Below are 21,693 nucleotides of genomic sequence, written 5' to 3' on the forward strand. Positions count from 1 at the left end.
AACTTTCCTCTGGGCATATCATGTGCCTTTGAAAAATTATTTCAAGCGCTATGAGAGGGAGAAATGAAATTATTTTTATTGTGGAAAAATTCGGCGGCCGCTATTAAATTGCCGGTTTTGCCAATAAGACGGTAATGTTATAAAACCTGTGGAATTTTTAATGATGGTAATAATTTTTAAGCTAACCGTTAATTGGACGGATCCCTGAAAACAATCGAAGTCAACCGTATTATTGTGCTTAAAACACAGCAAGTTGCAAAACTCTTTCTATACTTTAGCCGTATTGATGCGTTTTCAACGCCGTAGAGACACGGCGTCTGGGTGGCTTTCCTCGGTCCTGGCGACATTGAGAAGCGTAAATGAAGTTTTAACTCTCATCATTGAATGACTCCATTGAAGACAAAGACGGCTTTTTTATTAACCCCGATGTTTCTGTTACAGCCCGTAACCCTCTGTATAGCGCAATCCGCCCCGCTTGCCGCCGGGCCCGGCGCCAAAGCATCGCAATCCACTACCATCATGGTTATCCAGCGGCCCGGCGGACTGTCGGAACTCTACACACCAGCGTCGGTCAGCGTGGTGAACGGCGAGGACCTGCGCGGCGACCGGCCAAGGGTGAACCTGTCGGAAGGCTTGGGCAGCGTGCCGGGCCTGCAAATTCAAAACCGGCAAAATTACGCGCAGGATCTCCAGCTGTCGGTGCGCGGTTTCGGCAGCCGATCCACGTACGGCGTGAGCGGCGTGCGCATCTATGTTGACGGCATCCCGGCCACCATGCCTGACGGGCAGGGCCAGACGTCGAATATTGATCTCAATTCGGTGGATAAAATCGAGGTGCTGCGCGGGCCCTATTCGGCGTTGTACGGCAATGCCTCCGGCGGCGTGGTAAACGTGGAGAGCCAGACCGGGTCGCAGCCCGATACCCTTGAGGCCGGCACCTATTACGGCAGTTACGGCACCTGGCGCAATAGCGTCAAGGCCAGCGGCGCCACCGGCGACGGCACCCGTGCCGGTGACGTGAATTACTCGGTATCCGCCTCGCGTTTTACCACCCAGGGTTACCGCGACCACAGCGGAGCGCAGAAAAACCTGGGTAACGCCAAGCTCGGGGTCCGTTTGGATGACGCCAGCACGCTGACGCTGATGTTCAATAGCCTGTCCGTGGATGCCAACGATCCGGGCGGGCTGACGGAGGACGAGTGGCATGACAATCCCCGGCAGTCGCCGCGGGGGGAGCAGTACGATACCCGCAAATCCATCGATCAGACCCAGGCCGGCCTGCGTTATCAGCGCCAGATGAGCGATAATGATGAACTCTCGGTAATGGCTTATCACGGTGAGCGGCATACCACCCAGTATCAATCCATCCCCATGGCGACGCAGCTCAGTCCCACCCAGTCCGGCGGCGTGATCGTGCTTGAACGGAAATACCAGGGCATCGATACCCGCTGGAAACATGAAGGCAGCATGGGGCCGGTACCGGTGACCTTCACCGGCGGACTGGATTATGAAACCATGACCGAACGGCGCCAGGGCTTTGAAAATTTTATTGAACAGGACGGCGCCCCGGATTACGGCGAGAAGGGCGACCAGCGGCGGAACGAGAAAAACCGCATGTGGAACCTGGACCCCTATCTGCAGACCACCTGGAAACTCGCCCCGCGCTGGACGCTGGATGCCGGGCTGCGCTACAGCACGGTGAATTTTGATTCCCATGATTACTACATCACCGCGGGCAACGGCAATGACAGCGGCAGCGCCCGTTATCACAAGCTTTTGCCCATGGGCTCGCTGAATTATGCCCTCAGTCCCGGTTGGAATCTTTACTTCTCCGCCGGCCGCGGCTTTGAAACGCCTTCTATCGACGAACTCTCCTATCGGCCCGACAGCCTGCCGGGACTCAATACCGGCCTGAAGCCCACCACCAGCGACACCTTCGAACTGGGCACTAAAAAACGCATCGGCAACGGGCTGGTGACCGCCGCCCTGTTTCAGACCAACACCGACAATGAACTGGTGGTGGCACAGAGCCTCGGCGGGCGTACCAGCTATACCAACGCCGGAAAAACCCGCCGTCGCGGCGTCGAGCTGTCGCTGGATCAGCAGTTCGCGCTCAACTGGCAGCTTAAAATGGCCTGGACCCTGCTGGATGCCACCTACCGTAACGACACCTGCGGTTCGGGCCAGTGCAGCGCGGATGAGGTGGTTCCCGCCGGCAACCGCCTGCCGGGGATCGCCCGCAACATGGGCTACGCCTCGCTGCAGTGGCTACCGGAACAGGGCTGGCATGCCGGCGCCGAGATTCGCTATATGAGCGATATCCAGGCCAACGATGCCAATACCGCGCAGGCGCCGGCCTATACCGTAACCAGTCTGGATACCGGTTATCGTTTTATCTGGGACCGGTGGTCGCTAGACCTGTTCAGCCGGGTGGATAACCTGTTCGACCGGCGTTATGTGGGCTCGGTCATCGTCAATGAAGGCAACGGCCGCTATTTTGAACCGTCGCCCGGCCGCAACTGGGGCGGCGGACTGAATCTGGCCTACCGTTTTGAGTAACGCAGGACCCGGCGGACCAGGAAAAAGTCTGAAAACCGCCCTGTTATTCACGGCGGCCGGGGCCAATCGGCAGTGCCCAAAGGAATAATTAGCTATCAAATGAGTTTTTTTGGCAATTTGTCTTACGCTTAACATCGATGAAGTTAAATCTTAGTAAGGTTACTATTATGGAAGAGAAGGGATGGGGTTCACGGCTGCTGATTATCATAACGGTATTGTTTGCCGCGCTCAGCGGCCTGTATCTGTTGATTGGCGGCATTTGGCTGCTCACACTGCACGGCTCTGGGTATTATATTATCGCCGGCCTGGTGATGCTGCTCACCGCCTGGCTTTTGTACCGGCGCCGGACTTCGGCGCTGCTGCTCTATGCGGTTTTCCTGCTCGGCACCACCATTTGGGGCCTGTGGGAAGTCGGTTCTGATTTCTGGGCGCTGACGCCGCGTCTGGATGTGGTGTTTTTCTTCGGCCTATGGTTAACGCTACCCTTTATATATCATGCGCTGATGGTGGGAAGCGGCGGGGCGCGGGTCGCCCTGCTGGCCTCGCTGCTGGTTACCGTGGTGGTGCTGGTGTATTCGGTTTTCAACGATCCCCAGGAGATCAACGGTACCCTGAGCGCCGATCAGACCGCCGCCGTCGCGAAAGCGGCTTCGGCTATTCCTGACGGCGACTGGCCGGCGTACGGCCGTACCCAGGAAGGGACGCGCTACTCCCCGCTGACGCAAATCAATGACAAAAACGTCGGCCAGCTAAAGGAAGCCTGGACATTCCGCACCGGTGATTTGAAAACCACCAGCGATCCGCTGGAGTTCACCAGCGAGGTTACGCCGATCAAGATCCGCGATACGCTCTATCTGTGTACGTCGCACCAGAAGCTGTTCGCACTGGACGCGGCCACCGGCAAGGAAAAATGGACTTTCGATCCCAAACTCAAAAGCGATCCTTCCTTCCAGCATGTGACCTGCCGCGGCGTGTCTTATCATGAAACCCCGGCAGCGGCGCAGTCTAACGCCCAGGCCGCGGCTCCGGCCCTGTGTTCCCGGCGTATCCTGCTGCCGGTGAACGACGGCAATCTGTATGCCCTGGATGCACAGACCGGCGCGCTTTGCCCCGGTTTCGGCGATAACGGCAAATTGAACCTGCAAAATAATATGCCGAACGCCAAGGCCGGCGCCTATGAACCTACCTCGCCGCCCGTGGTGACTGATAAAGTCATCGTGGTGGCCGGCGCGGTCACGGATAACTACTCCACCCGCGAGCCCTCCGGCGTCATCCGCGGTTTTGACGTGGACAGCGGCAAGCTGCTGTGGGCATTCGACCCCGGCAGCAAGGACCCCAATCTGCTGCCGGAAGGGCCGCAGCTGTATACGGCGAATTCTCCCAACTCCTGGGCTCCGGCCGCCTATGACGCGCAGCTGGATTTGGTCTATTTGCCCATCGGCGTGGAAACCCCCGACATCTGGGGCGGTAACCGCACCCCGGATATGGAACGGTACGCCAGCGGCATGCTGGCGCTGAACGCCACCACCGGCAAACTGGCCTGGTTCTATCAGACGGTCCACCACGATTTGTGGGACATGGACGTGCCGGCGCAGCCGACCCTGGCGGACATTAACGATGAGAACGGCAACAAAGTCCCGGTGATTTATGTGCCGGCGAAAACCGGCAATATTTTCGTCCTCGATCGCCGCAACGGCCAACTGGTGGTTCCCGCGCCGGAAACGGCGGTACCGCAAGGGGCGGCTAAAGGCGATCACGTCGCAGCCACCCAGCCGTACTCAGATCTGACTTTCCGGCCCAAACAGAACATGACCGACAAGGATATGTGGGGCGCCACCATGTACGATCAGCTGGTGTGCCGCGTGATATTCCACCGTCTGCGTTACGAGGGACCGTTTACGCCGCCCTCCGAGCAGGGCACGCTGGTCTTCCCGGGCAATCTGGGCATGTTCGAATGGGGTGGTATTTCGGTTGATACCGACCGGCAGGTGGCGGTGATGAATCCCATGGCGCTGCCGTTTGTCTCCAAGCTTATCCCGCGCGGGCCGGGCAATCCCATTGAACCCGACGCCAATGCCAAGGGCAGCGGCACCGAAACCGGCGTGCAGCCGCAATACGGTATTCCTTACGGCGTGACGCTGAACCCGTTCCTGTCGCCCCTGGGATTACCCTGCAAGCAGCCGGCCTGGGGTTATATGGCGGCTCTTGACCTGAAGACCAACGAGGTTGTGTGGAAAAAACGCATCGGTACGGTACGGGACAGCTCGCCGCTGCCGCTGCCGTTCAAGATGGGTATGCCGATGCTGGGGGGACCGATTTCCACCGCCGGCAACGTGGCCTTTATCGCGGCCACCGCCGATAATTATCTGCGCGCCTACAATGTCGCCAATGGGGATATGCTGTGGCAGCAACGCCTGCCGGCGGGCGGCCAGGCGACGCCCATGACCTATGAGGCAAACGGTAAGCAATATGTGGTGATTTCAGCCGGCGGCCATGGCTCCTTCGGCACCAAGCTGGGGGATTATATTATCGCCTACGCCCTGCCGGACGCCAAATAACCGCTGCCGCGGCGACGCCCGAGAACCGTTAATGCGAAAAAAGGCCCTCCGTTTGAGATACGGGGGGCCTTTTACGTTGGAAAAATGGACGGGATGGAAGGATTCGAACCCCCGTTCGTGGAATCAAGATCCACTGCCTTAACCCCTCGGCTACATCCCGTCGCTTCGGCATCACGATGTCTGGCCGGCAATGATTTTCCACAGGAACGTCGTTTCCGGCATTTCCCTAAAGCATGCCAAACGGCAAAACCGATAGTAATAGGATAACTCTTGTCTTCGGCTTTTGCCGAGGATTCGCGTTAGGGTTTTTCCGTGAAAAATTGCGTCCGGTCATTAAAATCTTTGCTTTCCGGCAGGATCTGTCCTCCGTCAACCACAATCGTGGTGCCTGTGATATAAGACGCCCCGGAAGAAGCCAGGAAGACCGCGGCGGCGGCCACGTCTTCCGGACTGCCTAAACGTCCCAGGGGAATGGATTCTTCCATATTGCTGATAAAACTTTGGCTACGGCCCGCGGTTAACCCTTCGGTGATGATATTGCCCGGTTCGATACCGTTCACCGTAATGCCGTAGGGGGCGAATTCCAGCGCGGCGGAGCGAATCAGGCCATTGATGCCCGCCTTGCTCGCCCCATAGGCCCCCACGCCCGGATTGGCCACCCGCGGCCCGGTGATGGACGAGGTGAAAATCATGCGGCCGCCTCCCTGCGCCCGCATAACCGGCAGGCAGGCCTGCATGGCCAGGAAGGTCCCGGTCAGGTTTACCGTCAAGACATGCTGCCACTGCTCGAGGGATAGCTCTTCCAGCAGACAGGAGGGATAAATGCCGGCGTTTTGCAGCAGAATATCCACCTTGCCAAAGCGGCGGACCGCCAAGGCCGCCAACTGGTCCATATCGTTTTTGCTGGCGACGTCGGCATACTGGAATACCGCTTTGTCTTCGCCCAGTTCACGGGCCAACTGCCGGCCGCGCTCGATGTCGATATCCCCCAACACAACACAACAGCCCTCGCGGGAAAAAACACGGGCCATCGCCAGGCCAATTCCCTTGGCCGCTCCCACAATAATGGCTACGCGATCTGCTAAATCACTTTCCATTAAGAATCCACCTTAATAACAAATTTACGCTGCCCATTTTAATCGCTCGATATTGATAAATTCATCGATTAAAACCTGCGGCTGGTTTAACAAACTCGCTGTAACTGACGTGAGGCATCAAGACTTGCAACTGGTCTGGTAAAAATATTGACGCACCGCCGGATCATTGATGTTTTTCTGCGTGGCAATCACAAAAGGCAGCAGGTTATCATGGGGCACCTGCGCTTTATTGATTTGCTTACGGGCAAGTTCCGCGGCTAATTTCACGGACTGATATCCCATCTGGTAGGGCTGTTGAATAATCAGCGCATCGTAAATGCCGTCTTTCAAATCACGGATCTCCTGCGGATCCCCATCAAAGGAAATGAGTTTAACCGTACCGCGTTTACCCGCTTCCATAATAGCCGAGGAGGCGCCGGTGGCGGCGGCGGAATGGGTCACATAGACCCCTTTGAGATCGGGATTGGCCTGCAGAGCCGCCGCCACTTGCTGCGCCGCTTTGGTGGAACTGGTTTCGGGATAGATAACCGGCAGGAGTTTTGCCTGCGGATACTCTTTCTTGAAGGTATCGGTAAAACCCTTCACCCGCGCATCGATATCCGGTAATCCGGGACGCATCCCCACCGCCAAAAATGTTCCGCTGACGCCCGCCACTTCCGCCATGGCCTTGGCCGCGGCGACCCCGCCCAGATAGTGATTGGACTGGATGCTTTGGGTCTCCACCGGCTTATTCAGCGGCGCATCCACCGTAATGACCGGCGTGCCTTGCTTTTCCAGCTCCGCAACCTGGGTAATCAGGGCGTTGCCGTCGGTGGGGGCCAGGACAACCGCCGCCGGGTGCAGCTGTAACGCCGCATCGATAAAGGGCTGTTGCAGCGCAATATCCCAATCCGGCGGGCCGTTCCAGCTCAGCGCCACGTTAAATTCCTTGGCGGCCTTTTGCGCGCCGCACTGCATGGTTGAATAAAAAGGTATCCCCACCTGACCGGGCAGGAAGGCAATATTCACCGGTTTTTCCGCCAGCGCGGACCCTGAAGCCAATAAGGCGGCAATACATATTCCCAGGCGTAAATTCATGGCACTTTCCTTTACATGTTGAGAGGGGGTTTAAACGCTGCGTTGACGGTTACGCTGATCGATATACACGGCCACAATCACAATCAGTCCAACAACGATGAGTTGGTAAAAGGAATCCAGTCCCATAATGACCAGTCCGGTACTGAGTACTACCGGTATCAGGGTACCGATAACGGTGCCTGACATTGAGGCGATGCCGCCGAACAGGCTGGTGCCGCCGATGACCGCCGCCGCCACCGCCTGCAGATTATCGGTTTGATGGCCGCCGATATTGGTGGTGGCGAAGCGGGAGATATCCAGTACGGCGGCAACGCCGCATAACAATCCCATCAGGCTAAAGAGATACAGAGAATGGGAATTGATATCTATCCCCGCGCGCCTGGCAGCGTTAGGGGAAGAACCCAGCGCCAGCGTATGGGTGCCGAACCGGGTTTTGGATAATATGTACCAGAGCAGGCAAACGATAATCAGCGACACCGCCACCGGCAGGGGAATCACGCCGAAAATCTTGTTGGTGGCAAATGAAATCTGCAATAGGCGCGGGATGTCGGGAACATTGGCGCCGTGCGTGATAACCAGGGCGATACCCAGACCCACGGTGGTGGTGGCGAGCGTCACCAGAAACGAGCTGATTTTCAGCCGCGTCACCACCAGACCGTTAATCAGCCCGAACAGGGTTCCGGTCAGCAGCGCAACGGCCACGCCGGCGATAATGGCCACCGTCAAATTGGGATAATCCCCCATGGCGACTTGATCGGGGCTACCGGCAAGTCCGGTAATGGTTTTGGCCGCCAGGATCGAAGACAGCACCACGTTGGCTCCCACCGACAGGTCAAATTCCCGGGAACCCAGCAAGAAGGTCATACCGGCGGCAAGCAGCACCAACTGGGAGGCATTGAGGGCAATGGTAAAAAAATTGCTGACGCTGAAAAAAGCATGATTGGGGGAAATCAGCGAAAAGACAAATACCAGGCCCAGCAATATCAACAGCATCCAGAACGCGGTATGTTCACATAATCTGGAGAACCAGGTGGAACGGTCGGTACTGGCCAATGGGGACAGATTTTCTTCATGGGACGGTGCGCTCATTGTGTTACCTCTTTTGCGCCAAGCATGACATCCACCACATCGCGCACGGTGACGTCGCAGGGGAGCAGATTCGCAATGGCCCTGCCTTGGCGCATGACGATAATGCGATCGGCGATTTCCAGCACCTGCGGCAAGTCATGGGAAATCAACAGCACTGCCAGATTGCGCTTGGCCGCCGCACGAATGGCCCGATAAACCATTTCCCGCTGCAGTGTGCCCAGCGCCGCCGTGGGTTCATCAAGCATGATGGCGTGACGCGCCCACTTGATGGCCCTGGCAATGGCCACCCCTTGACGCTGGCCGCCGGAAAGACTTTTGGTGGTGGTACGGTAGGTTTTCAACGTCACCCCCAGCTCGCGCAGGGTTTCCGCGGTACTGGCCTGCATGGCGGCCCGGTCCAGCATGCCGAGCGTGCCGCGCCAGCCGGCTGCCGGCAGCTCGCGGCCCAGATAGACGTTCTCCGCCACCGATAAATCAGGGGCGAGGGCCAAATCCTGATAGACCGTTTCGATACCATATCGTTGGGCGTCCTGGGTCGAACGCAGCCGTACTTCCTTGCCGTTAACGCAGAGCTGGCCGCCGTCAGGAATATGCTCCCCGCATAGCACTTTCATAAAAGTGGATTTCCCCGCCCCGTTATCCCCGACGATGGCGGTAATTTCACCGCGGAACAGCGAAACCGATACTCCACGCAAGACATTGAGAGAACCGAAATTCTTCACAATATCGATGGCCTGCAGCGCCGCCTCGTGATGAAGAAGCGTTGGCGGAGGTGAGGCTCCCGCAGTACCGGACTGCGTCGGTAACGACCCTGATTGTGAAAACGTCATATTCAAGTTCCTACTCAGAAAGTCAGCAGTGAGTAAAAAAATCCCTGTTTAGGGTGTTGAGTAATCGATTACGTTAATCGATTACGTTATAATTAGGGGCGGGTAATAAAAGTGTCAAGAATTATTTGAAAATGCCCGGCTATTTACTTTTCGCATCGCTTGTGCGATGCAGTAGGGATCGAGGAAAAGGGGGATGGTGTGAAAGGGCGGAAGAAACCAACAATGCAGGATGTCGCTTTCGAAGCGGGCGTTTCATCGGCGACGGTCTCACGGGTGTTGGCCGGCTTGAAAGCCGGTACCTCGGAGGCCACCGCGCTACATGTGCTGCAGACCGCCAGACAACTGGGTTATGTCGTCAATTCAGTGGCCGCCAGTTTGCGCAAGGAAAAAACCTATTCCGTCGGCCTGATTTTGGCGGATATCGCCAACCCCTTTTTTGCCGGACTGGCCCGTGGAGTGGAAGACATTCTGCGGCCGGAGGGATTTAGCATATTGCTGGCCAATACCGACAACAAGGTAGAGGAAGAGACGAGGCTGCTCAGGCTGATGATGGAAAAACAGGTGGACGCCGTGATCATGTCCAGTTCAGCCAGTACCAACGATCATATTTTAAGCGCCATGGCACATGGTCTGAAAGTTATCCTGGTTGACAGCGAGATTAAAGACACGGCGGTGGATACCATTGTGGTGGATAACCGGCAAGGGGCGCAAAACGCCATCGATTATCTTATCCGGCAGGGGCATGAAAATATCGCTATCGTCACGGGCTCCCTGCAGGCCTCGTTTGACCAGGAACGGCTGGCGGGTTATTACGACGCGTTCAGCGCCCAGGGTCTTACCGTGCCGGAGCATCTGATTTTTTCCAGTGATTCCACCTATGAGGGCGGGCGCCGGGCGGTGAAATCCCTATTGCAAAATAACCGGGATATCAGCGCGTTTTTTATTACCAATAATCTGATGACCATGGGCACCATCACCGAGCTGGTTGAACAGGGATTTATCATTCCCGATGATTTTTCCCTGGTGGGTTTCGATGATATGGAATGGTATTCGATTTTCAAACCGGCGATTACCGCCATCAGGCAGCCCATTTACCAATTAGGCCGAATAGCGGCGGAGCGTTTATTGAAAACCTTGTCCGCCGATATTCCGCCTTCCCCTGAACGGATTGTGCTTAATACGGAATTATTACTGCGCAATAGCGTTGCGTCCCGGCCTGTTCATCCCGATACCTCACCGCAGGAGAAAAAGTAATGCCTGGTTTCCCCTTGATAGACGCCCACGTGCATTTTTACGACCAGCGGCAGTTGGACTATCCTTGGCTGAACGATGTGCCGCAGATTCAGGGACGGTACATGCCGGATGATTATTCCCTGGCCTGCGGCGGCGTCGAGGTGGAAAAAATGATTTTCATCGAGGTGGATGTCGCCCAGCATCAAAAGCTGGATGAAGTCCGGTTCGTGGAGCAACTGAGGGGGGAGGATCCCCGCATCGCCGCCATTGTCGCTTGCGCCGCGCTGGAAAAAGGGGCCGCGGTGGAAGAGGAGCTTGAGCGGCTGGCTGAAATCGGCGCGGTGCGCGGCATCCGCCGGCTGCTCCAGTATCATGAGGAACCGGACTACTGCCTGCGGCCCAATTTTATCGAAGGGGTACAGCGGCTGGCGAAGTTCGATTTCAGCTTTGATATCTGCATCCGCCATCACCAGTTGGCCAGCGCCACCGAACTGGTGCGCCGCTGCCCGAACGTCAGGTTCGTGCTCGATCATATCGCCAAACCGGATATCGCCGCCGGGCTCTATACGCCCTGGGATAAACAAATAGCGGCCATCGCCGAATTGCCCAACGTGGTGTGCAAAATTACCGGCGTCACCACCGAAGCCGATCGCAGGAACTGGACCCTGGCGCAAATCCGGCCCTATATCGAGCACGTTGTCGAACAATTCGGTTTTTCGCGGATACTGTTCGCCAGCGATTGGCCGGTGCTTAATCTTGGCGCCGACTATCCCCGCTGGGTGGCGGTGATGGATGAGATTTTGACCGGATGTTCAGACCAGGAACGGCGGCGGTTTTATCGTGAAAATGCCGTATCCGCCTATAAGCTGAGTTGAAAAAGGCTTAATTCAATAAAGCATGGATTGAATCAAAAGAGTGGACGAAGCGTCGCTTTTTTAAAATAACCTTCGCCGGTGCGGCTTATTTTTCGCTGCGATAAGCCGCACGCAGCGCCATTAAAATTTTGCCCAGCCGGTTTTCTCCCTGGCCCTGATATTCTCCCCAAAAGCGGGCTACCTCGCCGTCAATGGGGGAACACTCCGCTAATTTACGATCCCCTGTGGCTAATAAACACTGCTTTAAATCCTCCGCGCCGTCGAATTTAGCCCTAACGATGGAGGACATCACCTCGACACAAATGTTTGCCCAGTCCGGCACCGTTTCTTCTTCGGTCAGGGCATCGCCGGCCACCGCCGCCAGCTCAGGCGTCGGCGCCTGTTTTAGCCAGTTTTTGATCCGAGGGAACAGGGCTTTTTCGACCTGGAAAGCATGTTCCGGTGTGTCATATTCCGTGCCGGCAAACACCAGCGGGCGAGGGTGCAGGTTGCTGAGAAAGCAAAATTCTCCCCGCCGCGGATCGTAAAAATAAATGGTGTCCATATATTTCGTTTACCTGAAAAAAGGGTTTTTGGGCGTCTCAGTTATAAAAACAATATCTTCATTCGTCAAGCCCGGCCCAGGTTAAAATAAAATGGCAAAAACCTTGAAATACGTTCAGCATACGTGTTAATAATTTAACGTAATCGATTACTCAACTTTTCATCGGTGGTTAAATGTTTGCACTTTCTGATATCCAAGCCGCGGCGGAACGCATTGCGCCTTTCATTCGCCGCACGCCGCTGATTAAAGCCGAGGCCCTGTTTGAAAATATCACCGAAGCCGAGCTTTGGCTTAAATTGGAATGCCTGCAGCCAACGGGATCATTCAAGGTGCGCGGCGCCACCAACCGGCTGTTGGTCACGCCGGAATCGCAGTTAACCCATGGAATCGTGACCGCGTCGGGGGGCAATCATGGATTGGCGGTGGCGCGGGCGGCGGCGATGGCGAAGGTGCCGGCCAATATCTTCGTTCCCGCCACCACCAGCCGGGAAAAGCTGGACAAACTGGCGGCCTGGGGCGCGATTGTGCATGTCGTGGGCAACGTCTGGGACGAGGCCAATGTCAATGCGCTGGCCTACGCCAAGGAGCATCAGTGCGCCTATTTTCATCCTTTCGCCGATCCGGCGGTGATTGCCGGTCAGGGTACCCTGGGCCTTGAAATTCTGGAACAGCTGCCGGAGTTGGATGTGATTTTGGTGGCGATAGGCGGCGGCGGGTTGATATCCGGCATCTCGGCGGCGTTGAAAAGCCTGAAACCCTCGGTGCGTATTATCGGTATTGAACCGGAGGGTTCGCCCACCCTCTATGCCAGCCTGCAGGCGGGTGATGTCGTCAGCTTACCGGCGGTGACCACAAAAGTGGCCACCATGGCCTGCGGCCGTACCGATGCGCGGGTGTTTGAACAGGTCCGCCAAGCGGTAGATGAGGTAGTGCTGGTCTCCGATGAGGAGATGCTGGCGGCTGCGCGCTGGTTATGGTTTGAGTTCGGCCTGGCGGCGGATCTCAGCGGCGCTGCTGCGGCGGCGGCGCTGCGTTCAGGCAGGGTTCGTCTCGCCGCCGGCGCCAAGGCCTGCGCCCTGGTGTGCGGCGCAGGCAAAGACGCGCTGGTTTAGCCGGTAACGGCCCGGTTATGGCTCCGGCCGCCGGCGGCCAAAAAGGTCCGGAAACGCTCCACTCCCAGCTCGAGCCTATCCAGCGAGCTGGCAAAGCACCAGCGGATACAGCCTTCGCCGGCGGGACCGAAAGCGCTGCCCGGCGCCAGCCCCAAACCGGCCTCGGCCACCAGCGCCTTACACAGCGCGAGGCTGTCCTTGAGTCCTTCCACCCGGAAAAACAGGTACATGGCGCCTTCCGGCAGGGGCGTTTCGATCCCCGGCAGTTCCCGCAGTTTACCATACAGAAAATCCCGTGACGCCTGGAAGCGCGCCACTGTATCACGCAGTGCGCTTTCCCCCTGGTTGACCGCCGCTACCCCCGCCTTCTGAATAAATCCCGGTGCGCAACTGCTGTTATATTCAATCAATTTCCCCAGTTCATGAATCAGCGCGTCCGGGGCCACTATCCATCCCAGCCGCCAGCCGGTCATCATCCAGCTTTTGGAGAAGCTGTTAATGACCACCAGCCGGTCTTCGGCATCGGCGATGTCCAGAAAAGAGGGCGCGCACCGGTCCGGCAAACCGTTAAACAGAATGCGGCCGTATACCTCGTCGGACACTATCCAAATGCCGTATTTCCGGCAGTGCGCAAGCACGATTTTTTGCTGGGAGGCGGGCATCACCCAGCCGCTGGGATTATTCGGCGAGTTGATCACCAGCGCTCGACAGTCCGGCGTCAGGGCCGTCAGCAGGATATCGGTATCAAGGCGCCAGCGGGAGATGCCGTCCGCGTCATGGCATAGCGCCAGCGGCACTTCTTCCACCCGCGCGCCGAGAATTTTCGGGATCTCCACCAGGTTCGGCCATACCGGCGTCACCACCACTACCCGATCACCGGGATTATACAGCGACTGTGCCGCCAGCATCAGCGCTGAAACGCCGGAAGAGGTGACGGCTATTCGGCTGTCGGCCACCGGCCGGTGCCAGGCGGAAAGGTAGCGCGACAGCGCATCCCGCAGCGCCGGCTCACCCAGATTCGGGGTATAGAAGGTATCTCCCGCCGCCAGGGACGCCTGTGCGGCGGCGCAGATAAAGTCCGGCGTCGGGCGGTCCGGCTCGCCGAACCAGAACGGCAGAATATCGCTTCTGCCGATACCGGCATTGGCCACCTCGCGAATGGAGGAGAAGCGCAAATCCCGTACGCTGTCCCTGGCCTGCGGAGCGCTGCGGGCATCACGGGACGGCAGAATGTCTTTTTGCCTGGACATAAATTTGCCTTGTACATGGGAAAACAGCGGAGAGTGATCGGCGTCACGGGTTAAAGAAGATTACCAATGATTAGCTTAAAAATCACTATGACAGTCATCTTCAGCGCCCCTTTTGAACTCGATGATCTGTACATCAATTATGAGCAGTAGATCACAGATTTACCGTTGGAAGGCAAGATAGCATTAGGGTAATCGATTACCAAAGCTCATCATCATGAAAAAACCTACGGCAATACGCGACGTGGCCCTGGCGGCGGGGGTCTCTACCGCCACCATATCCCGTTATATGAACGGCAAATTCCATAAGATGGGCGCCGATACCCGGCTGAGAATTGAAAAGACCATTAAATCAATGGGCTATATGCCGAACGATGTGGCGCGCAGCCTGAGAAGCACCAAAAGCAATACTATCGCGGTCATCCTGTCGGATATCCTCAATCCGTATTCCATTGCGATTTTGCAGGGGATTGAAGAAACCTGCGCCGAGTTTGGCTATACCATTTTTGTCTGTAATTCCAAGGAGTCGTCCGCGAAAGAAAAGGAATTTATAGAAATGATGATGGCGAAACGGGTTGATGGATTCGTCATCAATACCAGCGGCGGCAATGATGAACTGATTGCCGGTCTCGCGCACGAAATGCCGGTTGTTCTGGTGGGACGAAAGATAAGCACAGGAACGATAAATTCCGTTGCGGTGAATAATGTCCAAGGGGTTTCCCTGGCCGTCGGGCATTTATTGGCGCGGGGCTGTTCTTCCCTGGCGCTGCTGAGCCCGCGGATTGACCATGTCAGTCCCAGAATTGAACGCGTGGAGGCTTTTCGCGCCCTGGCATCGCAGGAAGAGATGCGGGGTATAGCCAGCGGGATTCATATTATCGATAAGATCGCCGTTGACCCCGTTACCGAGATGCTTGGCAACCTTATTCGCCAAAACCGGTCCCCGGCAAGAATGGGCATTATTGCCGCCAACGGCATGCTGTCCCTGGCGGTACTGAAGGCCGCAAAATCCCTGGATTATGACATTCCGCGGGATTTTCTCTTTATAGGTTTCGATGATACCGAATGGGCTTCGGTGGCTAATCCCAGCCTGACGGTCATCGCGCAGCCGACCTATGAAATCGGCGCCACCGCGGCGAAGCGGCTGCTGGCCGGTTTAGGGCAAGACGCGGAGCATTCCCAAGGGGAATCCCTCGAGCTTCCCGTTAAATTGATAATGCGAAATTCGACGTTGATTTAATCCCTTTTTTTTCTATGTTTTGGTAATCGATTACCCGCAATGCAGGAGAAATCTATATGCGTATCAAAGAGATTAAAACGCACGTTATCGTGCAGAAATTGGAAACCCAGTTCGGCATGTCTCAATGGCTATGGGATACGCGCGGCAGTTGCCTGGTGGAAATCATCACCGACGACGGTGTGATCGGCTGGGGGGAGTGTTTCGGTCCGGCGAAGGCCAATGCCGCATTGATCCATGAGCTGTACGCGCCGCTGGTAATCGGTCAGGATCCGTTGCTGCGGGCCTCTATTTGGGAAGATTTATATAATCACACCCGGGAATTCGGCCGCAAAGGCATTGCGATTTCCGCCATATCCGGCATCGATATCGCCTTATGGGATATCTTCGGCAAGGTAATGGGGCAGCCTATCGCGAGATTGCTGGGGGGGAATACCGCGGTCCCCATCAAGGCCTACGCATCTTCTTTTTATTATGCCGCCGGCGATCGCGACACGTTGGAAAAAGACGCCGAGGCCTCTGTGGCCCAGGGCTTTGAGGCGTTCAAAATGAAGGTAGGGGGCATGACCCTACAACAGGATGCGGCGAGAGTCGCCAAAGTGCGCAGCCTTATCGGCCCCGGCGCTGGTCTGGCGGTGGACGCCAACCGCGCCTACACCGTCCGTGAGGCCATCCGATTCGGCAAAATGATTGAAGAATACGATATTTCATGGTTCGAAGAGCCGGTGCTGCCGGACGATTTCCAGGGCTATCGGGAAGTCAGGACCGCGCTGGACATGCGCATTGCCGGCGGCGAGTCGGAATTTACCCGCTTTGGCTTCCGGCCCTTTTTGCAGCAGGGCTGCGTGGATATTGTCCAACCGGATGTCGCTGCCTGCGGCGGTCTGGGGGAGGCGCTGAATATCGCCATGATGGCGACGGCCTTCGGCGTCGACTGTTTTCCCCATCTCTGGGGGTCGGCGATTTCTCTGGCGGCGACGCTGCACCTGATTTCCGCCATCCCGGTGGCGGTACCTTCCCTGGTGAGGGAACGTCCGCTGCTTGAGCTCGATCGGGCGCCGAATATCATTCGTGAACAATTATCCGATTTGGTGATTGGCCCGTCGTTCCCGGTGCCGGATAAACCCGGGCTGGGAATTGATATCGATACGGATCTCATCAGGCATTTAGAAATGAAATAAGGCTGATGCCGCTTACCCTACTGCGCTACAAACCCTACAAAGAATGGAATATGACATGAGTAATTCAAAATGGTACCGTATCGGCGTGACGCTGATGATAGGTTTATTTATAGCCTATCTTGATCGATCGAATCTCTCCATCGGACTGCCGGGCATGGAGCGGGATCTGGGCTTTTCCGGCGCGGGCACCAAAAGCCTGGCATTGACCGGCTTTCTTATCGGTTATGCCCTATCCAATTTTTTCGGCGGATTCCTTACCTATAAGCTCAATCCCAAAACAACGATTATCAGCATGGTATTAATCTGGTCTCTGGCCCAGGTATTCACCGCCTGGGTCACCACGCCGACCCTGCTGATTATCTACCGGATTATTTTGGGCATAGCTGAAGGTATTTATTGGCCGCAGCAGTTTCGTTTTGCCCGGGCCTGGTTTACCAAAGATGAAATTACCCGAGGCACCAATCTCATTCAATTCTATGGCCAATTTCTGGCACTGGCCATCGGCTTTCTGGTCCTCACGCCCATTTACGATCTCTTGGGCTGGCAATGGCTATTTTATATCACCGGCGGCCTGGGTATTTTTATCGTGGTGCCTTTATTTTTGATTTTTCTTAAAACGTCTCCGGACGGCGCCGGCAATACCGCCACGGAGGAAGTGCGGCCCGCGGAAAAGCTCACCTTTGATGCTTTGGGCGGTTATCCTTTCCTGTTGCTGGTATTTAGCTATTTTGCCAACGGCATGCTTTTTTGGGGTATTACGCTGTTTATCCCCATGCTGGTGACGTCGCTGGGATTCACCGGATTATGGCAGGGATTCGCCAGTTCTTTGCCTTATATGCTGGCGATTATATTGGCTATCCCGATGTCCTATATCAGCGATCGCAGCCAGAAGCGGGGCCTCATAGCGGCATCGGGCCTGGTGGTGGCCGGGGTGTTGCTGGTGCTGCTGCCGATCATCGCTAATCCGGTGATGAAAATGGCGTTAATCACCTTGGCCATCGGCTATTTTACCAGCAGCTATACCACCAACATCTGGTCTATCATCACCTCCAGCGTCAAGCCGGCGGCGGTGGGACCGGCGGCCGGCGTGGTGAACGGTATCGGCGCGGGGGGCGGCGGCACGGTAGCAGGTTTCGTCGTGGCCTATCTGTTTAAAAGCACCGGCTCATATCTGCCGGGATTCAGCATCATCGGCGCCATGGCGATATTGGGCGGGGTGGCGGTCTATGCTTACAGCCGAATCATCGCACGCCAAAGCCGCTGACAAGCGGCAATAAGCCCGGTTACCTCCGGGCCGCATTTAGACACGCAGTGCCGGTCATGATTGGCCGGCCGAAAGGCCAGCTATCATGGCGTAATATATCGGATAGACGGCGTTAAAACCCGATTCACCTAGCAGCCTTTCATATAAATAACCCGTTCTCCGGGCATGGTGAGATGGAATTTACTGCCGGGATAGCGTTGCAGCATATAATCGACAAAATGAGCGGGATTATCCGTATTAATGGGAAACATATCGTAATGTATCGGCAATAAATAGTCGCTGCCGACACTGTTATATAAATCCGCCGCCTCTCGAGAAGTCATATTGGGTACGATGCCTCGTTTGAGCCTTGAATAATCACCGCCGTTTATCGGCAAGGCCATCACGTCCGGTTTAAGCTGAATCAGCTCTTCTTCCAGCTCGGCGGTCACCAAGGTATCGCCGCTGTGATAAAACGAGAGGCCGTCGGTTTCGATAAAATAGCCGATGAAACGATGGTGGCCTTGAGCGTTTTTTTCATATTCGCTGTGGGCGGAGGCAAGAGGCGTTATGGAGAAATCGCCGATATGCAGCGTTTCATGGGTGACCGCCGGGGAAATAGCCTGCCGTAAAGAGGCGTATTTTGCTGCCACATCCCCCGCGTCGACGGAAGGGATATAAATCGGTAGGCCAGGCCGATTATTTGCCGCCCGGCATAAGGTTTCCATGTCCATGTGATCGTCATGGAAATGCGTGACCAATAGGGCGTCCGCCTCCTGGATATCTTCCGGCTCAAGCACCGGGGGGAACTGTCGAATAAATTCCGTGCCGGGATGGTTTTTTTCAATGGCGCTGCTGAGATAGGGATCAATGACTATCACATCGCCATGATGATTTTTAATGACCATGCCTGACTGGCCAAGGCTCCACAAGGCAAGGGTATTTTCAGGGAGATGAGTCCGTTCTATTTCTTGTTTGATTATTAAGCGGTCTCTTATGTTAAATGCCATGATAACCTCTGTCTTATTGGCTACGGGCCGCCATTGCCATTTCCGCGCCGTTTTCCTGGCGCACGGATAAACCAGCGGATGATTTATGGCGGCGCCTCAATTTAACATTGTAGTACAATGAAAATCACACTTTAGACAAATTATCTCCCCTGATGCTTTCTCATAAACTGCAACACACTTATCCGTCGCGCCGCTGCCTGACAAGCGTATGCTATGCCCCCATCGGAGGATAGCGGCAACATGAGCAAGAAAATCTTTTTACCGCTGGCGGTAGCGCTGGCGCTGGCGGGATGCGCGGGGCATCAGCGGGAAGCGGACAATGGGGTCAATGCCGACAGCACTACCCGGTATCGGATTGAACGGCTTATGGCCCGTCAAGGGACAAACGCCGCCGCAATGGATGAAGGGGAGGCGATCAAGGCCATTTCCGCCGAGTTCCTGGGCACGCCCTATACCGCCGGCACGCTTATCGGGTCGGATACCGTGCCGGAGCGGCTGGTCATCAATTTTAACGGCGTGGATTGTTTTACCTATCTCGATTATGTCTATGCCCTCAGCAAATCCTCCGACGCGGCGCAGTTTAGCGAGCATCTGCGACAGACCCGCTATGTCGACGGCGACGTCAGCTACGGGCACCGGAAACAGTTTTTCACCGATTGGGCCCATTTGCCGCCCCTGAACGCCACGGATGTCACCCGCGAGGTCAGTCCCGATGCGGTGACCGTCACCAAACATCTCAATCAAGCCGCCGGCGGGGGCAAATATTTCCCGTCCCTTGACGTGACGACGCGGGATATTGCCTATATACCGGCCAGGGCAGTAAATGCCGCCGTCATCCGTCGCCTGAAAAACGGGGATTTTATCGGCATCTATACGCCTAAAGCCGGCATGGACGTCACCCATACCGGAATTTTTGTCATGACCGAGGGCGGTCCTATGCTGCGCAACGCCTCTTCGCGCGCGGCCAACAGAAAAGTGGTGGATTCGCCTTTCCTGGCCTACGTCAAAAGAACGCCGGGTATTGTGGTGCTCAGGGGAATTTAGGCTAACAGACCGTGTCCGGCGCGGTACCCCGGGGCCGGGCATTCATCAGCCTGAGGTTGATAAAATCAGGCAAACATCCCGCAATAAGATGCATTCCATAATCCGCGGCTTCCTCCTATACCTTAATAACTTGCCCTGCCAATAGCGGAATAGAGGGTTTCGCGGGGTATCAGCGGCATGGGTGCGCTTGGGAGGCAATAACGTGACATCGCCGGGAATCCTCATTGCCGCCGCGGGCTTGGGAAGCCGATATCTCGCCGCCGGCGGGCAGGGCCTTAAACTCGATCAGCCGGTAAGCGACGGCATTTCCGTCTTTCAGCAGACGCTGAAAAATGCCTGTGATTCAGGGTTGCCGGTGCATGTCGTGACCCGCTCTTCCTCTGGGTCCATCCAGGCCCATTGCCGCTTTTCAGGCGTCCCCTATATCTGCCGGGATACCCGCTGCCTCGGCGAGACCATCGCGGAAGGCGTCAGGCATAACGCCGGCTGGGACGGCTGGCTCATCCAGTTGGCCGATATGCCCTTCGTGCCGGTGGGAATATACCGGCTGGTGGCGGATGCGCTGGAACAGCATGTTTCCGCCCGGCCTTTTTACCAGCGGCTGCCGGGACATCCGGTGGGGTTTGCCCGACAGGCGAAAGCGGACCTGCTGCGGTTGCGTTATGCCGAAGGCGCTTCATCTGTGCTGATGCGCTATCCGCCTTATAAAATCCCCGTGATGGACCGGGGAGTGATTCAAGACATCGATTTGCCGTTGCCACCTATCCGGAATAATGACTAATGCAGAATCTGGACCAACAGGTTATCGCCCAATCCCTGGACTGGGTGGCCGGGGAGCCGGTTTGGCTGTGCACCGTACTCTCCACCTACGGTTCATCGCCGCGGGCGCCGGGGGCGATGATGGTGATCAATGCCGCCGGTTTGTACTGCGGTTCGCTGTCCGGCGGCTGTGTGGAAGAGGATTTTATCAGCCGTATCCGGGCCGGGGAATTCAGGCAAGGCAGCCAAATCGTGCGTTACGGCGACGGTGGCCTCCCCCCCAATCGGACGCTGCCCTGCGGCGGCAAACTGGATATTCTTATCGAGATGCTGCCGGCCGGGCCGGGGAGCGCCGGTTATCTTTCCCGCCTGGGACAGGCGCTCTCAGGCTATCTCTCCCTGCGCAAAGAGGTCATTTTGCCCCACGCCTGCCGTTATCTGGAGGCGTGCGCCTACAGCGGCGCCACCCTGGCCGGCCATGAGGGGAATCGGGTCAGTTTGACCATTGCCGCCGCTCCCCGGCTGATTATTGCCGGTTTATCCACGGTAGCCCAGTACTGCGCCGAATTTTCCATTGCCCTGGGCTTCGAGACCATCGTCTGTGACAACCGGCCCGACGCCCTGCAAAATTTTGCCCCGCAGCTGCATAAGGACGTTATCGTCAAAGAGACGTTCCCGGCCCGGTATCTTGAACAAGCGGGGTGTCACGGCAATACCGCCGTCGTGGCGCTGACCCACGATCCCCGCGTTGACGATTTAACCATGATGGAGGCGGTGAATACCGACTCTTTTTACCTGGGGGTGATGGGTTCCGTGCGCAACAGCCGGCAGCGTTTGCAGCGCCTGGAAACTATCGGCGGTCTTAGCACCGCTCAATTGGCGCGTATCCATGCGCCGGTGGGCATGGATCTTGGCAGCAAAACGCCGGCTGAAATCGCGCTGGCGGTCATGGCGGATATCGTACGCCACAAAAACCGGCATTAACGGGGGCATCCGGG

General features: G+C 56.5%; 18 protein-coding genes and 1 tRNA gene. 11 read left to right on the forward strand and 8 right to left on the reverse strand.

Translation table 11 applies throughout. From position 1 onward, the window contains the following. Positions 1-384 precede the first annotated feature (384 nt). The gene (gene pqqU, locus ACL2XO_RS13440) at positions 385-2,559 is read left to right on the forward strand and encodes a TonB-dependent receptor PqqU (RefSeq protein ID WP_413742935.1); all 2,175 of its coding nucleotides are present in this window, start codon (positions 385-387) and stop codon (positions 2,557-2,559) included. 167 nt (positions 2,560-2,726) lie between these two features. Further along, positions 2,727-5,117 (forward strand): glucose/quinate/shikimate family membrane-bound PQQ-dependent dehydrogenase, encoded by a 2,391-nt coding sequence (locus tag ACL2XO_RS13445; protein ID WP_413724277.1) that lies wholly within the window; start codon positions 2,727-2,729, stop codon positions 5,115-5,117. An 85-nt stretch (positions 5,118-5,202) separates the two neighbouring features. Here the strand turns inward: ACL2XO_RS13445 and ACL2XO_RS13450 are convergent. The 5 genes from ACL2XO_RS13450 to ACL2XO_RS13470 form a co-directional block, all read right to left on the reverse strand. Beyond that, positions 5,203-5,277: transfer RNA gene (locus ACL2XO_RS13450), tRNA-Gln, on the reverse strand. A gap of 139 nt (positions 5,278-5,416) precedes the next feature. Continuing rightward, a complete protein-coding gene (locus ACL2XO_RS13455; protein WP_132921857.1) occupies positions 5,417-6,214 on the reverse strand; it encodes an SDR family NAD(P)-dependent oxidoreductase in 798 nt (265 codons plus the stop codon). Between the two features lie 117 nt (positions 6,215-6,331). Then, the gene (locus tag ACL2XO_RS13460; protein WP_203521659.1) at positions 6,332-7,291 is read right to left on the reverse strand and encodes an ABC transporter substrate-binding protein; all 960 of its coding nucleotides are present in this window, start codon (positions 7,289-7,291) and stop codon (positions 6,332-6,334) included. Positions 7,292-7,321: 30 nt separating this feature from the next. Continuing rightward, on the reverse strand, positions 7,322-8,380 hold the full coding sequence (locus tag ACL2XO_RS13465) for an ABC transporter permease (RefSeq protein ID WP_413724278.1): 1,059 nt from the start codon (positions 8,378-8,380) through the stop codon (positions 7,322-7,324). Continuing rightward, on the reverse strand, positions 8,377-9,210 hold the full coding sequence (locus ACL2XO_RS13470; RefSeq protein ID WP_132921854.1) for an ATP-binding cassette domain-containing protein: 834 nt from the start codon (positions 9,208-9,210) through the stop codon (positions 8,377-8,379). The genes ACL2XO_RS13465 and ACL2XO_RS13470 overlap by 4 nt, the downstream gene beginning before the upstream one ends. Before the next feature lie 222 nt (positions 9,211-9,432). Between ACL2XO_RS13470 and ACL2XO_RS13475 the strand changes: the two genes are divergently transcribed. Further along, positions 9,433-10,464 (forward strand): LacI family DNA-binding transcriptional regulator, encoded by a 1,032-nt coding sequence (locus ACL2XO_RS13475; protein ID WP_413724279.1) that lies wholly within the window; start codon positions 9,433-9,435, stop codon positions 10,462-10,464. Continuing rightward, positions 10,464-11,318 (forward strand): amidohydrolase family protein, encoded by an 855-nt coding sequence (locus tag ACL2XO_RS13480; RefSeq protein WP_413742936.1) that lies wholly within the window; start codon positions 10,464-10,466, stop codon positions 11,316-11,318. The genes ACL2XO_RS13475 and ACL2XO_RS13480 overlap by 1 nt, the downstream gene beginning before the upstream one ends. Positions 11,319-11,403: 85 nt before the next feature. Here the strand turns inward: ACL2XO_RS13480 and ACL2XO_RS13485 are convergent, their stop codons facing one another. Continuing rightward, positions 11,404-11,862, reverse strand: coding sequence for an NADAR family protein (locus ACL2XO_RS13485; RefSeq protein ID WP_413742937.1), 459 nt, complete (start codon positions 11,860-11,862; stop codon positions 11,404-11,406). A gap of 173 nt (positions 11,863-12,035) precedes the next feature. Between ACL2XO_RS13485 and ACL2XO_RS13490 the strand changes: the two genes are divergently transcribed. Further along, positions 12,036-12,974, forward strand: a complete 939-nt coding sequence (locus tag ACL2XO_RS13490) for a threonine/serine dehydratase (protein WP_413724282.1) — start codon at positions 12,036-12,038, stop codon at positions 12,972-12,974. Here ACL2XO_RS13490 and ACL2XO_RS13495 read toward each other — a convergent pair. Next, positions 12,971-14,224, reverse strand: coding sequence for a pyridoxal phosphate-dependent aminotransferase (locus tag ACL2XO_RS13495; RefSeq protein ID WP_413742938.1), 1,254 nt, complete (start codon positions 14,222-14,224; stop codon positions 12,971-12,973). The two genes, ACL2XO_RS13490 and ACL2XO_RS13495, sit on opposite strands and share 4 nt — an antisense overlap. A 214-nt stretch (positions 14,225-14,438) precedes the next feature. On the opposite strand from ACL2XO_RS13495, the gene ACL2XO_RS13500 reads away from it, so the two are divergent. Genes ACL2XO_RS13500 through ACL2XO_RS13510 form a run of 3 tightly spaced genes read left to right on the forward strand, consistent with a single transcriptional unit; the run spans position 14,439 to position 17,903 of the window. Continuing rightward, positions 14,439-15,461 (forward strand): LacI family DNA-binding transcriptional regulator, encoded by a 1,023-nt coding sequence (locus ACL2XO_RS13500; protein WP_413742939.1) that lies wholly within the window; start codon positions 14,439-14,441, stop codon positions 15,459-15,461. Positions 15,462-15,517: 56 nt separating this feature from the next. Beyond that, positions 15,518-16,639: a mandelate racemase/muconate lactonizing enzyme family protein gene (locus ACL2XO_RS13505; protein WP_413742940.1), complete on the forward strand. Its 1,122-nt coding sequence runs from the start codon at positions 15,518-15,520 to the stop codon at positions 16,637-16,639. 55 nt (positions 16,640-16,694) lie between these two features. Then, a complete protein-coding gene (locus ACL2XO_RS13510; RefSeq protein WP_413724286.1) occupies positions 16,695-17,903 on the forward strand; it encodes an MFS transporter in 1,209 nt (402 codons plus the stop codon). 128 nt (positions 17,904-18,031) lie between these two features. Here the strand turns inward: ACL2XO_RS13510 and ACL2XO_RS13515 are convergent, their stop codons facing one another. Further along, positions 18,032-18,892 carry an MBL fold metallo-hydrolase gene (locus ACL2XO_RS13515; RefSeq protein WP_413742941.1) on the reverse strand — a complete coding sequence of 287 codons (861 nt, stop codon included), beginning with the start codon at positions 18,890-18,892 and terminating at the stop codon, positions 18,032-18,034. Positions 18,893-19,132: 240 nt separating this feature from the next. On the opposite strand from ACL2XO_RS13515, the gene ACL2XO_RS13520 reads away from it, so the two are divergent. From ACL2XO_RS13520 to ACL2XO_RS13530, 3 genes are all read left to right on the forward strand, one after another. Beyond that, on the forward strand, positions 19,133-19,936 hold the full coding sequence (locus ACL2XO_RS13520) for a DUF1460 domain-containing protein (protein WP_413742942.1): 804 nt from the start codon (positions 19,133-19,135) through the stop codon (positions 19,934-19,936). Positions 19,937-20,138: 202 nt separating this feature from the next. Next, positions 20,139-20,717 (forward strand): nucleotidyltransferase family protein, encoded by a 579-nt coding sequence (locus tag ACL2XO_RS13525; RefSeq protein ID WP_413742943.1) that lies wholly within the window; start codon positions 20,139-20,141, stop codon positions 20,715-20,717. Then, positions 20,717-21,679 carry an XdhC family protein gene (locus ACL2XO_RS13530; protein ID WP_413742944.1) on the forward strand — a complete coding sequence of 321 codons (963 nt, stop codon included), beginning with the start codon at positions 20,717-20,719 and terminating at the stop codon, positions 21,677-21,679. The genes ACL2XO_RS13525 and ACL2XO_RS13530 overlap by 1 nt, the downstream gene beginning before the upstream one ends. Positions 21,680-21,693: the final 14 nt, after the last annotated feature.

Source organism: Sodalis sp. RH15, from assembly GCF_047324255.1.
GTDB classification, from domain to species: domain Bacteria; phylum Pseudomonadota; class Gammaproteobacteria; order Enterobacterales; family Enterobacteriaceae; genus Acerihabitans; species Acerihabitans ligni.

Excerpts from the sequence above, each read along its gene's own strand:
- ACL2XO_RS13520 (WP_413742942.1), top strand. The coding sequence starts at position 19,133 with ATGAGCAAGAAAATCTTTTTACCGCTGGCGGTAGCGCTGGCGCTGGCG.
- ACL2XO_RS13500 (WP_413742939.1), top strand. The coding sequence starts at position 14,439 with ATGAAAAAACCTACGGCAATACGCGACGTGGCCCTGGCGGCGGGGGTC.
- ACL2XO_RS13510 (WP_413724286.1), top strand. The coding sequence starts at position 16,695 with ATGAGTAATTCAAAATGGTACCGTATCGGCGTGACGCTGATGATAGGT.
- ACL2XO_RS13475 (WP_413724279.1), top strand. The coding sequence starts at position 9,433 with ATGCAGGATGTCGCTTTCGAAGCGGGCGTTTCATCGGCGACGGTCTCA.
- ACL2XO_RS13445 (WP_413724277.1), top strand. The coding sequence starts at position 2,727 with ATGGAAGAGAAGGGATGGGGTTCACGGCTGCTGATTATCATAACGGTA.
- ACL2XO_RS13455 (WP_132921857.1), bottom strand. The coding sequence starts at position 6,214 with ATGGAAAGTGATTTAGCAGATCGCGTAGCCATTATTGTGGGAGCGGCC.
- ACL2XO_RS13480 (WP_413742936.1), top strand. The coding sequence starts at position 10,464 with ATGCCTGGTTTCCCCTTGATAGACGCCCACGTGCATTTTTACGACCAG.
- ACL2XO_RS13515 (WP_413742941.1), bottom strand. The coding sequence starts at position 18,892 with ATGGCATTTAACATAAGAGACCGCTTAATAATCAAACAAGAAATAGAA.
- pqqU (WP_413742935.1), top strand. The coding sequence starts at position 385 with ATGACTCCATTGAAGACAAAGACGGCTTTTTTATTAACCCCGATGTTT.
- ACL2XO_RS13530 (WP_413742944.1), top strand. The coding sequence starts at position 20,717 with ATGCAGAATCTGGACCAACAGGTTATCGCCCAATCCCTGGACTGGGTG.
- ACL2XO_RS13485 (WP_413742937.1), bottom strand. The coding sequence starts at position 11,862 with ATGGACACCATTTATTTTTACGATCCGCGGCGGGGAGAATTTTGCTTT.
- ACL2XO_RS13505 (WP_413742940.1), top strand. The coding sequence starts at position 15,518 with ATGCGTATCAAAGAGATTAAAACGCACGTTATCGTGCAGAAATTGGAA.
- ACL2XO_RS13495 (WP_413742938.1), bottom strand. The coding sequence starts at position 14,224 with ATGTCCAGGCAAAAAGACATTCTGCCGTCCCGTGATGCCCGCAGCGCT.
- ACL2XO_RS13470 (WP_132921854.1), bottom strand. The coding sequence starts at position 9,210 with ATGACGTTTTCACAATCAGGGTCGTTACCGACGCAGTCCGGTACTGCG.
- ACL2XO_RS13490 (WP_413724282.1), top strand. The coding sequence starts at position 12,036 with ATGTTTGCACTTTCTGATATCCAAGCCGCGGCGGAACGCATTGCGCCT.
- ACL2XO_RS13460 (WP_203521659.1), bottom strand. The coding sequence starts at position 7,291 with ATGAATTTACGCCTGGGAATATGTATTGCCGCCTTATTGGCTTCAGGG.
- ACL2XO_RS13465 (WP_413724278.1), bottom strand. The coding sequence starts at position 8,380 with ATGAGCGCACCGTCCCATGAAGAAAATCTGTCCCCATTGGCCAGTACC.